Origin of the sequence: Kitasatospora sp. NPDC059973 (assembly GCF_042737525.1) — a bacterium.
In the GTDB taxonomy this organism is placed as follows: domain Bacteria; phylum Actinomycetota; class Actinomycetes; order Streptomycetales; family Streptomycetaceae; genus Kitasatospora.
Window position 1 is genome coordinate 30059 of the sequence record NZ_JBHWUI010000066.1, and the last position, 12935, is coordinate 42993.

Annotated in this window: 9 protein-coding genes and 1 tRNA gene; 3 read left to right on the top strand and 7 right to left on the bottom strand. The window is 77.5% G+C overall.

Features of this window, described 5'->3' with window-relative positions; all coding sequences use genetic code 11:
- Nucleotides 1-86: 86 nt before the first annotated feature.
- The 6 genes from ACFWA9_RS19510 to ACFWA9_RS19535 all read right to left on the bottom strand — a co-directional run bounded on the left by ACFWA9_RS19510 (nucleotide 87) and on the right by ACFWA9_RS19535 (nucleotide 7353).
- Entirely contained in the window at nucleotides 87-1349 is a 1263-nt protein-coding gene (locus tag ACFWA9_RS19510; RefSeq protein ID WP_380388484.1) for a PrsW family intramembrane metalloprotease, read from the bottom strand.
- A 164-nt stretch (nucleotides 1350-1513) separates the two neighbouring features.
- Nucleotides 1514-2344, bottom strand: a complete 831-nt coding sequence (gene trmB / locus ACFWA9_RS19515) for a tRNA (guanosine(46)-N7)-methyltransferase TrmB (RefSeq protein WP_329489069.1) — start codon at nucleotides 2342-2344, stop codon at nucleotides 1514-1516.
- A 138-nt stretch (nucleotides 2345-2482) separates the two neighbouring features.
- A complete protein-coding gene (gene lhgO / locus ACFWA9_RS19520) occupies nucleotides 2483-3718 on the bottom strand; it encodes an L-2-hydroxyglutarate oxidase (RefSeq protein ID WP_380388486.1) in 1236 nt (411 codons plus the stop codon).
- 71 nt (nucleotides 3719-3789) lie between these two features.
- Entirely contained in the window at nucleotides 3790-5379 is a 1590-nt protein-coding gene (locus ACFWA9_RS19525; protein ID WP_380388488.1) for a TROVE domain-containing protein, read from the bottom strand.
- Nucleotides 5380-5796: 417 nt separating this feature from the next.
- Nucleotides 5797-5858: transfer RNA gene (locus tag ACFWA9_RS19530), tRNA-Ser, on the bottom strand.
- Nucleotides 5859-5925: 67 nt separating this feature from the next.
- A complete protein-coding gene (locus tag ACFWA9_RS19535) occupies nucleotides 5926-7353 on the bottom strand; it encodes an MFS transporter (RefSeq protein WP_352291161.1) in 1428 nt (475 codons plus the stop codon).
- A 751-nt stretch (nucleotides 7354-8104) separates the two neighbouring features.
- Between ACFWA9_RS19535 and ACFWA9_RS19540 the strand changes: the two genes are divergently transcribed.
- The 3 genes from ACFWA9_RS19540 to ACFWA9_RS19550 all read left to right on the top strand — a co-directional run bounded on the left by ACFWA9_RS19540 (nucleotide 8105) and on the right by ACFWA9_RS19550 (nucleotide 11897).
- Entirely contained in the window at nucleotides 8105-10282 is a 2178-nt protein-coding gene (locus tag ACFWA9_RS19540) for an asparagine synthase-related protein (RefSeq protein WP_380388490.1), read from the top strand.
- Nucleotides 10283-10429: 147 nt separating this feature from the next.
- Nucleotides 10430-10951 carry a universal stress protein gene (locus ACFWA9_RS19545; protein WP_329489074.1) on the top strand — a complete coding sequence of 174 codons (522 nt, stop codon included), beginning with the start codon at nucleotides 10430-10432 and terminating at the stop codon, nucleotides 10949-10951.
- A gap of 241 nt (nucleotides 10952-11192) precedes the next feature.
- A complete protein-coding gene (locus ACFWA9_RS19550; RefSeq protein WP_380388492.1) occupies nucleotides 11193-11897 on the top strand; it encodes a DsbA family oxidoreductase in 705 nt (234 codons plus the stop codon).
- Between the two features lie 42 nt (nucleotides 11898-11939).
- Here ACFWA9_RS19550 and ACFWA9_RS19555 read toward each other — a convergent pair.
- Nucleotides 11940-12935 (bottom strand): NPCBM/NEW2 domain-containing protein (locus ACFWA9_RS19555; protein WP_380388494.1); only part of this gene is annotated, 996 nt, incomplete at its 5' end.

Here is a 12935-nt window from a genome sequence, read left to right on the forward strand (position 1 = left end):
TGAGCCCAGCGAGCTACCGAGCTGCTCCACCCCGCGTCGGTGAACGCAACCCTACGGGGAAGTCGCCCGGATGGGAAATCAGTTCGTCACCGGACCGCGGCGGGCGCCCGGGCACGGCGGGCGGCGTGCCGCGCCGTCCTGCTCCTGGCCCAGGCGGCGAAGCAGACCAGGGCGGCGAAGCACGGCACCATCAGCACCGCGTACACCAGCAGGAAGCCGTGCGTGCCGAGGTCGGCGGCGGCGTTCCAGGTGCCGTGCAGGACCATCGACAGCAGCAGTCCGGCCGGGGCGGCGATCCTGGCCAGCCGGCGCCGGCCGGTGGTGAGGGTGATGGCCAGGCCGAGCCCGGTCAGCGCGGTGAACAGCGGATGGGCGAAGGGCGAGAGCAGCCCGCGCAGGACGAAGGTCTGCACCGTGCTGTCGAAGTCCCGCAGGCTGGGCGACTCCCCGAGGCCGATGCTGTCCAGCCGCTGCTGCTGGTCGTCGGTGAAGGCCCGCCCCAGGTAGAGCGCGTTCTCGGTGAAGGCGAAGCCGCAGGCGGTGATCCCGCCGAGGACGACCCCGGCCGCCAGGGTGCGCGGGCGGGCCCGGGCGCGCGGGCGGTCGGGCGTCGGCGGGTAGGGCCGCAGGTAGGGCAGCGGGCGCAGGTAGGGGCGCGGCCGCGGCCGGCCCCGGGCGTGCGGCAGGGCGGGTCCGCGGCCGTGGCCGAGGGGCAGGCCGGGGCCGGGCAGCCGGCGCAGCACGCTCGCGCAGGGGCGGTCGGTGCGGTGGCCGTGGCACCGGATCCGGGTGCCCAGCGGCAGCAGCAGGAGGAGCAGGGCGGCGCCCTTGGCGCTCTCCTCGATCACCGGGGTGACCAGGTCGGCGCCCAGCACCTCGCCCAGACTGCCCTGGTGGGCCGTGAGGTAGGTGCTGGTCCAGCCGTTGGCGAGGATCGCGACGGTGGTCGCCGCGAACGCGCCCCAGCCCAGGCAGAACACGATGTGGCGCAGCGGCACCCGGGCGGTCTGGTTGAGCCAGGCGAGGCCGCCGAGCACGAAGGGCAGCGGGACGAGCGCCAGGCCGAGCCCGACCAGCAGCCCGGTGGTCCCGGTCTGGCGGCGGACCAGCTGGAGGATCAGCACGCCGCAGCCGGCCAGCGCCAGGACGGCGGTGGCGGTGACCGAGGAGAGCACGACCGAGCGGGCGGGGCGCGGCCCCGGTCCGGCGGCGGTGGGCCAGGGCGTGAGCCGGTGGCCCCGGCGCGTCCTGGGCCCCGGGATGGCGCGGGTGCCGGCGGTGCGCGTGGGCATCTCTCGGTCGCCGACGGCCCGGGCGGTGGCCCGGTAGCCGCCGGACGGGCTGCTCACCCGGCACAGGGTAGGCCACGGCACCGGCCCGCCGGGAGGACTCGGGACGAATCCACCCCTGCGGGCCGGGCGGTCGGGGCCGGGCGGCCGGGGCCGGCGGTGAGGCCGGGCGGTCAGGCCGAGTGGTCAGCCCGGGACGGCCGGGGCGGGCGCCCGGCGGCGGTTCAGCGGCGGCGGAAGAGCAGGTCGTGCACCACGTGGCCCTTGGCGATGCCGGCCCGTTCGAACTTGGTGACCGGCCGCCAGTCGGGCCGGGGAGCGTAGCCGGGCACGCTGCCGGCCGGGTGGTCGGCGGGCTCCAGCCAGCCGGTGCCGTCACCCTCGGGGTGCAGGTTCTCCAGCTCGGGCGAGGCGGAGAGCACCTCCAGCATCTGCTCGGCGTACGGCTCCCAGTCGGTGGCGCAGTGCACCAGCGCGCCGGGGGCCAGCCGGGGCAGCACCAGCTCCAGGAAGGAGGCCTGGACCAGCCGGCGCTTGTGGTGCTTCGGCTTCGGCCACGGGTCGGCGAAGTAGACCCGCAGGCCGGCCAGCGAGGCGTCGGGCAGCATGTCGCGCAACAGGATGACGGCGTCGCCGGCGGCCGGGCGGACGTTGCGCGAGCCGTCCCGCTCCAGCAGGCCGAGCAGGTTGCCGTGGCCGGGGGTGTGGACGTCGGCGGCGAGGATGCCCGTCGCCGGGTCGGCGGCGGCCATCGCGGCGGTCGTCTCGCCCATCCCGAAGCCGATCTCCAGGGTGACCGGCAGACCGCCGAAGAGCTCCGCCAGGTCCAGCGGGCTGCCGTCGATCGCGATGCCGTACGTCTCCCAGCCCCGGTCCAGCGCGCCCGCCTGGGCGTTGGTCATCCGGCCCCGGCGCGGCTGGAAGCTGCGGATGCGTCGCTCGCTGTGCTGGGCCTCGGTGGCCCGGTGCGGGTACATCGGCGCGGGGTAGCCGGCCGGCGCGGCGGAGAGCCGGGCGGACGGCGATTGCTGGGGGATCGGGGCGGTGGCAGTCACAATCACCCGATTCTACGGGGCCGCCGGGTGCGGCCCCAGGGGCTGTGACGCACCTGACGCGGGACCCGGGCCGCGTCCGCCCCGCTCCGTTCCGGCCAGGGCGCGCCGGTCGGGACGGGCCGGTCGGGACGGGCCGGCTCAGCCGCCCGCTGCGAGGGCGGCCAGCGCCCGCCGGGCCACCTCGCGGCCGATCGGCAGCGAGGCGGTGGCGGCCGGTGAGGGGGCGTTCAGGACGTGCACCAGACGGCGGGTGGAGCGCGGGTCGTCCGGGTCGAAGCCGGCGAAGGCGAAGTCGTCCAGCAGCGCGCCGTCCCGGGCCACCGCCTGGGCCCGGACCCCGGCGACGGCCGGCACCAGGTCCTCGGCGGTGACGGCGGGCAGCAGCCGCCGGACGGCTGCGGTGAAGGCCCGCTTGGAGAGCGAGCGGTGCAGCTCGCCGAGCTCGTACCGCCAGTGCCGGCGGGCGATCTGCCAGGTGCCGGGGAAGGCGAGCGTCCCGGCGAGGTCGCGCGGGCGGACGGTGCGCCAGTCGTACCCTTCGCGGGCCAGCGCGGGCACCGCGTTCGGGCCGACGTGCACGTCGCCGTGGATGCCCCGGGTCAGGTGCACGCCGAGGAAGGGGAAGGCCGGGTCGGGGACGGGGTAGACCAGGCCGCGTACCAGTTCCCTTCGCTCGTGGGCGAGTTCGTAGTACTCGCCGCGGAACGGCACGATCCGCACACCGGGGTCGTCGCCGGCCAGCCGGGCGATCCGGTCGCTGTGCAGTCCCGCGCAGTTCACCAGTACCTGGCCGCGCAGCTCGCCGGTGGAGGTCTGCACGGTCACGCCGTCGGCCCGGCGGGCGACCGCCCGCAGCTCGGTGCCGGTGCGCAGCTCCGCGCCCGCCTCGCGGGCCAGCCGGGCGTAGGCGGCGGCCACGGCGGGGAAGTCGCAGATGCCGGTGGTGCCGATGTGCAGCCCGGCGATGCCGGTCACCTGCGGCTCGTACGCGGTGATGCCGGCCCGGTCCAGCTCGGCGACCGGGATGCCGTTCTCCCGGCCGCGCTCGGCGAGGGCCCGCAGCCGGGGCAGCTCGGCCGGTTCGGTGGCGACGATCAGCTTGCCCGTCACCTCGTACGGGACGCCGTGGGCGCGGCAGAACTCCACCATCTCGGTGGCCCCGGCGACGGCGTACCGGGCCTTGAGCGAGCCGGGGCGGTAGTAGACGCCGCTGTGGATCACGCCGCTGTTGCGGCCGGTCTGGTGGGCGGCGAAGCCGGGCTCCTTCTCCAGTAGCGCCAGCCGCAGCCCGGGCCGGGCCCGGGTCAGCGCGTACGCCGTGGAGAGCCCGACGATCCCGCCGCCCACCACCAGCACGTCGAAGTCGTACGCCACCGCTCGCTCCTCGTTCGGCCCGGCCCCGCCCGCCGATGCTGTCACGGTGGGCGGGGCCGGTCGAGGGCGCCTCAGCGGGCGTCCGGCTCCAGCCACGGCCAGGTCGCGTCCCGGCCCGCTTCGAGCAGCGGGATCAGCCGGAACGCGGCGTCGCCCAGCCCGCCGAAGGTGTGCCGGTTCGCCGTGCCGCTCGGGCCGTGGCCGGGCGCGTAGCCCGCCAGGTTCCAGGTGTAGACGGGGACGTGGGCCGGCACGGCGGCCAGGGCGTCGCCGCCCCAGTGGTCGCGGCCGGTCTGCTCGTCGGTGACGACGACCACCCGGTCGTGGCCCCGGTAGTGGGTGCGGACGGCCTGGGCGGTGTCGGTGCCGCCGAGGTCGGTGAAGCGGTCCAGGACCCGCAGCACGGCCTCGCCCGGGGCGACCCGGACGACCCGGCTGGTGGTGCCGAACTCGACCAGGTCGGCGTCGGCGGCCCGGACCTTGAGGGCCGTGCCGAAGATCGCCGCCGAGTCGGCCCGGTTGAGCTGGGTCTGCGCGCTCGGCCGGTCGAACATCGAGCCCGAGCGGTCGACCAGGATCAGCGTCCGGCCGGGCAGCGCGGGCACGTTGCCGAGCGAGTGGGAGAGCGCCGTCTCCAGTGCGTGCCCCCAGCGCAGCGACGGCGCGTGCCGGTGCGCGGCGAGGTAGCGGAACGGGAACTGGCGGGAGCGGCGCACCTCGTCCGGGTCGGCGATCCGCCGCGCGACCTCGGCCGCGACCTCGTCCGGGACGCCGGCCTGGTCGAAGTTGCGCAGGTTGCGCACCAGCGCCATCGGGCCCATGGACGGGATGACCGCCGACCAGACGGCCGCGTCCAGCGGGCCCCGCAGCCAGCCGGCCAGTGCCTCCCAGGTCAGCCCGGCCGCGGCGAGCCGCTGGGCCCCGCCCTCGGCCGTCACCGCCGCCCGCCGCTGCTCGACGGGCAGGGCGAGCAGTTCGCGGTTGGCCGCGAGCAGCCGGTCGGAGGCGGGCGGGACGGCCTCGTCCGGCCGGTGCCGGCGGTCCAGCGCGTAGCGGAACAGCTCGCCCTGCCACGGCTTGGCCGGGTCGGGCGAGGGGTGGGTCAGCTCCAGCACGTCACCGAAGCGGTAGCCCTTGGACGCGGTGTCGTACTTGAGCAGCGAGCGGGCGTGGTAGAGCTGGCGGACGGCGTCCGCGACCCCGCGCTTGAGCGGCTTCGGCAGCGCCCGGCCGTAGCGGGACGTCCAGTAGGCGAGCAGTTCGCCGGGCTCGTCCGCGCGCTGCAGGACGGCGTCGACGGCCTGCCGCGAGTGGCCGGGCGCCCCGGCGTCCAGCCGGGCCCGGGTGAACTCGGCGGCGCCGACCAGCGCGGCCGTGCGCAGGTGCGCGTCGGACCGCAGCCAGCGCAGCAGGCCCGTGGTCCACTCCGGGTCGGTGACGGCGAGTCCGCGCACCAGCGCGGTGTAGCGGTCGTCCCGCGCGCCGCCCTTCTCGTAGAAGGTGTCCTGGCCGACCAGGTTCGCCACCGCCAGCAGGAAGAGTTCGGACCTGGCGTCGCGCTGGAACCCGGTGCCGCCGTTGTGGTTCACGGTGCGCTTCCCGGTGCTGCGTACCGGCGAGGCCGGACTCGGCCGGGCCGTACGGGTGTTGAAACGCGACATGGTGGATGCTGCCCCCTGCTGGCTGGTGGAACGCGAAGGAGGCACGGCGGAGGAAGGGGTGCCCGAGATCGTGCCGGCCCGGCGGCCGGCGTCGGCGGAGGTGTATGCCTTGTGCTCTACCGGATTGAGCTAACGGCCGCGCTCGCGCGCGGCACGCCCGGGACTCGAACCCGGAACCGCAAGATCCGAAGTAACCCCCGCCTGCGCACCGGGCACCCCCCGGCGCTGTGCCTCCCGAGATCGAGGTGGCGGCGGTGTTGTTGTCCGGTTCACCGCGCCCCGCTGGGGGCGCTCCACGAAGTAACCGCTGCCGTCGCACCGGGAGGTGCGGAAAACCTATTGAGGTATGGGTGTCCAGAGATCGATGGCGGCTGAGGTGACGAAGCTGCTCTGCCGACTGAGCTACACCGGCACGAGTGCCGGCGGCGGGACTCGAACCCGCGACCTGCCCATGAGGAGTGGAAGTAACCTCTGCCTGCGCACCTGGACGAGAGAGACGATAGCCAGGCCTCTCCCGCCGGTGCATCCGAATTACCGCCGGGCCCGCTAGGCGGGGGCGACGATCACCGCGCGCGCCCGTTCCGTCAGTTCCCGTACCCGGCGCTCCCCCTGGAAGGGTTCGAGGCGGCGCAGCATGTCGACCACGTACTCGCGGCTGCGCTGCGAGGAGATCCGGCCGGCGACCTCGACGGCCCGCTCCCCGGCCGCGACCGCCGCGTCCAGGTCGCCCGCCTCGGCCTCGGCCATCGCCGAGACGACCAGCCGCAGCCCGTGCGAGCGGACGAACCCCTCGGTGGGCCGGGCCAGCGCCTCCCGGGTGAACTGGCGGACCTTGGAGGGCACTCCGAGGTCGCGGAAGCACTCGGCGGCGTCGGCGGCGAGGCGGTCGTAGGCGTAGAAGTCGATCCAGGCCGGATCGGGATCCCCGGCGCGCGCCCGTTCCAGCGCGTTCTCCGCGGCGCCGAGCGCCGTCGCGCACGCGGCGGCGTTGCGGGCCTTGGCCTGGGCCCGGGCCTCGACCAGGTGGAAGAAGCTCATGGTGCGGGCGGTGGCCAGCCCGCGGTTGCGCTCCAGCGCGGCCTGCGCGAGGTCGACCGCCTCCTCGGCGAAGCCCCGGTAGCCGGCCTGCAGGCTCATCGAGGCCAGCACGTAGCCGCCGAGCGGAACGTCGGCGGCGGCGCGGGCGAGCCGCAGCGCCTGGATGTAGTACCGCTGGGCGGCCTCGTGCTGGCCGGTGTCGAAGGCCATCCACCCGGCCAGCCGGGTGAGTTCGGCCGTGGCACCGAACAGTGCCCGGCCCACCGCGTCGCTGTAGGAGGCCAGCAGCAGCGGCGCCGCCTCCACCCGCAGGCACTCCGGCACCATCGACGAACGCCAGTCCCCGCCGCCGTACTTGGAGTCCCAGCGGCGGGCCTCCTGGGCGGCCTCGCGGAGCTTGGCGGCGTCCGAGTGGCCGACCCGGTACGAGCCCGCCTCGGCGGGCGTGCGCGGCGCCTCGCGGGCCACCGAGCCGTCCGCCGGGTTGATCAGCCAGCGGGAGACGGGCGTCGCGTACGCGGCGACCGAGAAGGTGCCGGCCAGGCTGTCGCTCCAGCGGCCGCCGCCGGGGCCGCGCCGCAGGTCGAGGTCGACCCGCCAGAGGTCGGTGGCCGAGCGGACCGCCTCGGACACCTCGCGCGGGAAGGCCAGGCCGAGTTCGGGCGCCGGGTCGGTGTCGCCGAGGCCGATCTCCTCCAGCGGCACCGGCCGGCCGAGCTTGCCGCCGATCGCGGTGGCGATCAGGTGCGGGACCGGACCCTGCGGGACCATGCCCTTGCTGACCCACCGGGCCACCGAGGTCTTGTCGTAGCGCAGCGTCAAACCCCTTTGCGCACCCAGGTCGTTGACCCTCCGGGCCAGGCCGGCGTTGCTGATCTGGGCGAGGGTCAGGAGCGTGCCGAGCCGTTCGTTCGGTCCTCGTGGGCTGATGGTCATGGTGGCGGCGGCACCTCCTGCGGCCTTGTGCGCGGGGCCCGGGCGGCACCGGGCCGTAGCTGCTGTACCTAGAGTAGTCGGACGCGTTCCGAGGGTTAAGAGGCCGCATTCCGGATGGCGGGATCGCGCACCCGCCGATCGGCGGAGGGCGCTCCGGCGGGCCCGGGCGGACCGCTCGGACATGGCCGGGGGCGATCGGGCCGGCCGCGCGCCGGAGCGTTGTGCTCCGGTCCCGTGTCGATGTGCGCCCGGCCGTGCCCCCTGGCCCGACCGGCTGGTCGGCGATTCGCTGGTGGTCGTGGGTCGGCCCGCCGTCGAGGACCCGGCGGGCCGGGGGATGCCGCCGTCTCAATCCCCGCGGACGGCGGCGAAGTCCGGGAGGGCATGCGGATGCCCTCCCGGGCCGGACGACGCCTTTCGGCCATCTCGCGATGGCCATGACAAAGGCGGCGAAAGGGCGGTCCGGGCCGGGGAGGGGAAGGCCCGGCCCGCCCGGCCGAGACGCGGCCCGCACGGCCGCTCCGGCCGGACCGGCCGGTGTGCCCGCCGGTGTGCCCGCCGCACCCTCGGGGGCCCCGCCCGGCGAATCGGAAACGACAACTCCGGTCACGGGACGGGCGAGCGGTGGCACGATGTCTCCTGACGGCGCGCCCGATCGCGGCGGCCGGTCGCCGCGGCGCGCCACGGCCGGGCCGGGCCGCCCGCCGGCGGACGCGCCGCACGGTGCTGGTCCTCGTCCGGTGGAGGCGCGATGCGGTGGCTGACGGGCTGGAGCACGGGTGCGCCCCGAGCGGGCGCCCCGGCGCACGAGCCGCCCGGAGCGGTGGCACCGATCGCCGCGCGCCCCCTGTGGACCGGCCCCAACCCCCTCTGGGCGGTCGGCGACTGGCGCCCCGAGGAGATCCGGCTGGTCACCCTGCGCCCCGGCGCCCCCGCCGTCGTCACCACCGGCGCCGGCGCGCCCGACCCGGTCGAGGACGCCCCCGCGACCACCCGGCTCGCCGTCATCGGCCACTGCGGCGCCACCGACGCCGAACTCGCCGCCGGCCTCGCCGCCGCCCGCGGCGGCGCCGTCCGCCACCTCACCACCTGGCCCGGCAGCTACACCGTCGTCCTGCGCACCGGCACCCGGTCCACCGCGCTGCTCACCGACCTGGCCGGCGCCCGGCCCGTCTTCCACACCCCGTGGGCCGACGGCACCGCGTACGCCACCGCCGCCCTCCCGCTCGCCGATCTGATCGGCGCCCCGCTGGACACCGGCCACCTCGCCGCCCGGCTCGCCTGCCCGGAGTCCCCGGAGGCGCTCGGCACCGGCACCCCGTACCTCGGCGTGCAGCGGGTACCGCCCGGGCACACCCTGGCCATCCGCGGCGGCCGCCCCTACCTCGCGGCGTACGACGAGCCCGGCGGCGGGCCGCGGCCGCGCGGCGAGGCACCGGCCGTCCGCGAACTCACCCGCGCCCTGCTGGAGTCCGTCCGGTCCCGGGTCCGCACCCCCGCCGCCGGCGCCGCCGACCCCGGCCGGGCCCGGCTGGGGGTCGACCTCTCGTACGGGACGGCCTCGGCCACCGTCGCCCTGCTCGCCGCCGCCGTCCCGCCCGCGCCCGTCGCCGGACCGGCACCCGCACCCGCACCCGTGCCCGCCGTCGCCGGACCGGCCGCGCTACCCGGAGCGCGGGCCAGGAACGGCGCGGTCAAGGGCTCCTGGGCCCGGGCGTCCGCCCCGGGCCGGTCCGCTCCCGAGCAGCTGGCGGCCGTCACCCTGGGCGAGAGCGAGGGCCCGGCCACCCTGGCGATCGCCCCCCACACGCCCCGGCTGCGGCACACGGTGCTCGCCCCCGGGCCGGACACCCTCCCGTACGCCGACCTGGTGGCCGACCCGCGGGCCGGACGCCTCACCGACGAGCCCGGTCCGGAGCTGATCGCCGCCGCCCGCGCCGCGGCCCGCTTCGACGCCGGCGGCACCGACCACCTCACCGGGTACGGGGCCCGCCAGGTCCTGGACGGCCACCCGGCCCGGCTGGCCGACCTCGTCCGGGCCGGCCGGCCGCGCGAGCTGCTGCCCCCGGTCGCCGCCCTGGCCGGCGCCGACCGGCTGACGGCGGGCGTCCTGGCGGGCGCGCTGCGCACCCCGCTCACCGTGGTGCGCGCGGCCCACCGGCTCTCCCGGATCCGCTACGCCGACGCGCTCGACGACGCCGCCGTCCGGCTGACGCTGCGGCACGTCCCGGACGGCGGCGGTACGGCGGGCGCCCGCTCGGCCGACGACCTGCTCTGGTGCGTGCCCGGACCGGCGGCCCGCTGGCTCTCCGACGAGGCGCTCTCCGCGGTCGCGCTGCGGCTGCGGCTGGCAGCGCGCGGACCGGCGCCCGCCGAGCCACCGGGCGTGCGCCGGGCCCGGTACGCCCTGCACCGGCACGCGCGCGGGTTCCGCACCCTGGTGCACGCCGCCGAGCAGCCCGGCCAGCGGCTGCACGCGCCGTTCCTGGACAACCAGGTGGTCCGGGCGAGCCGGCTGCTGCCCGACGACGTCCGGCTCCAGCCCGGCGCCCGGCACGCCCTGCTGCGCGCCGTCCTCACCGGGGCCGGCCGGACGGACCTGCCGCCCGACTGGGGCCGCGGCCCCCGCCCCGACCGCACCGCCCCCGCCCGGGCGGGCCTGCGGCTCGCCGCCGACGGCATCGCCGAGCTCTTCGACGCCCCGCTGCTCGCCGAGGCCGGGCTGATCGACCTCCCCGCCGTCCGGGCCGGGCTGGCCCGCTGCGCCGACCCCGACGCGCCGCTCGCACCCGGCACCCTGGCCGGGCTCGCCGAGCTGGTCTCCACCGAACTCTGGCTCCGCCGGGTCCGCGCCCGGCGGCACGGCGCCTGCTGGACCGGCCTGCCCCTCGCCCGGCGCACCGCCCTCCCCGCCGCCCGCTTCGCCTGACCCCGACGCGTGCGACCGCGGTGGCCCGACCGCGGTGGCCGGGCTGGGGCGGCCGGGCGGCGGCGCCCGGTTCGGCGCGGCTCGCGGGCGCCGTCCCCCGGGCGGGCGATCATGACGCCATCCCGTCCCGTCCCCGTGGAGGCCGTGGTGACCAGCGCCAGCCCGGATCCGTCCGTCCCCGTCCTGCTCTCGGTGCTCGGCCGGCCGCCGACGGGCCGTCCGCCGGGGGTGCTGGCCGCGTGCGACGGCTCGGACGGTTCGCTCTGGGCGCTGGACCGGGCGATGACCGAGGCCGAGCGGTTCGAACTGCCGCTGTACGTGCTCGCGGTGGTCAACCCGGCCCCGACCGGGTACCCGCCGGGGATGGCCGAACTGGTCCAGGAGAGCGTCGAGACGCTGGTCGAGAGCATGGCGGACGGCCTGCGCCGTGCGGTGGCGGCGGTGCAGCGGGCCCGGCTCCGCCCGTACGCGGGGGAGCTGTCGCTGCACGTGGTGCTCGGCAACGTGATCGAGGTGCTGCTGGCGGCCTCGGCCCGGCAGCACACGCTGGTGCTCGGCACCCGGGGCAACGGCGGCTTCGGCCGGCTGCTGCTGGGCTCGGTCGGCTCGGCCGCCGTCCACCACGCGGCCTGTCCGGTCCTGATTGTCCCCGCGCCCCCGGACCGCTGAGCCGACCGCCGGGCCGACCCCCGGCCGGCCGCTGAGCCGACCCCCGGCCGGCCGCCGGGCCACGGAGGCCGGCCGGCGGCGCCCGGGCGCGGTCCCGCGCCGGTCGGGCACGCTCCGCGCCGGAGCGCACGGCCTGCCGGGAGGTGGGAGGGGAGCGCTCGCGCGCCGGGAATGTCCCGAGATGGTTCATCGTTCACCTACCCCGGAACCCCGCCCTCCCCACCCCTGGAGAAACGCCGCCATGAAGGTCGAGATCTACTCCGACATCGCCTGCCCCTGGTGCTACATCGGCAAGCGCCGCTTCGAGCAGGCGCTGGACGGCTTCGCGGGCAAGGAGGACGTCGAGGTGGTCTACCGGCCGTACCAGCTGGTGCCGGACGCCCCGGCCACCGCGAGCCCGCACCGCGCGTGGCTGGCCGAGCGCTACGGCCCGCAGTCCGTCGCGATGGACGCCCGGGTGGCCGAGCTGGGCCGCGCCGAGGGCATCAACTACGACTTCGACGCCGCGCTGCACGCCAACACCTTCCTCGGCCACCGGCTGCTCCACCTCGCCGGGACCGAGTACGGCGCGGCGGCGCAGGGCCGGCTGAAGGAGGCGCTGCTCAAGGCCCACTTCAGCGACGGGGTGGACGTCGGCGACCGCGCCGCGCTGACCCGGCTGGCGGTGTCCGCGGGCCTGGACGGCGACCGGGTGGCGGCCTACCTCGCGGGCGACGAGGGCGCCGCCGAGGTGAGCGCCCAGCTCGCCGAGGCCCGCGAGCTGGGCATCACCGCCGTGCCGACCTTCGTCTTCGAGGGCAAGTGGGCCGTCCAGGGCGGCCAGGACGCCGAGACCTTCCGCAAGGTGCTGGAGCAGGTCGCCGAGGAGATCGGCGAGGGGCGGCCCGCGCCGGTGCCGGTCGTCGCGGCCGGCGAGGCCTGCGCGGACGGCTCCTGCGCCGTCTGACCGGCCCCTACCGGGACCGCCGGCACCCTCCCGGGGCCCGCTTCAGGCACACCTGAAGCGGGCCTCGGCCCAGTCGGACACGTTCAGCGCCGACCAGACGCCGTGCGCCGGGGTGACCACCAGCCGGATCGACGTCTGCCCGGCCAGCGGCACGTGCACCGGCACCGCGTCGTCCCCGGTGGCCAGCGGCGGCGAGCGCCACAGGGTCCGGCCGTCGCCGCCCTGCACCGAGAAGACCACGCCGCCGGTCGAGGCGGCGATGTCGTCCACCCCGGCCACCGCGTCGAAGGCCGTGCAGCCGCGGTTGAGGTCGATCACCGTGGTCGCGGGCGCGTGCACGGTGATGCCGTGGGCCCGGGGGGTGCCGCCGATCGAGACGCTGTCGCGCTGCCAGAACCAGTCGCTGCCGCGCTGCCGGATGCTCGGGGTCGACGCCGGCACCCGGTTGTTGCCGGGCTTCAGCACGGGCAGGTCGTCGGCCCAGAAGTCGGTCGGAGCCGGCGGTGTGACGGTCGGGGTCGGCAGCGGCGGGGGAGTCGGGGTGGGCAGGACCGGCACCTCGGGGGTGGGTACCGGGGGCGGCGTCGGGGTCGGCACCACGGGTACCGGCGGCAGCGGCGGAGGGGTCGGCCGGGTCGGCCGCGGCGAGGGCGGGGCCGGTGCGGGGGAGGAGGCGGCCGGGCCGCTCGGCGCGGGCGGCGGCACGGCCTTCGGCGCCGGGCGCGGTGCGACGGAGGGCGTCGGCGTCGGTGACGGGGTGGCGGAGGGGCTCGGCGCGGGTTCCACCACCGGGACCGGATCGGGGGTGCGCGGCGCCGCGCTCGGTACCGGTGCCACCGGCGGCGGCGCCGGTAGGGCCGGGGAGGAGGCCGGCGGCGCGGCCAGCGGGGGCTTCGGCTCGGGCGAGCCGGTCAGCGCGTAGGCGGCGACGGCGGCCGCCGCCACGGCGACCGCGGCGGCGATGCCGGCCTTGGCCGCCATGCCCAGGCCCTCGCCCGCCGCCGCGGCGGCGCCACCGCTCCCGCCGGCCGCGCCACC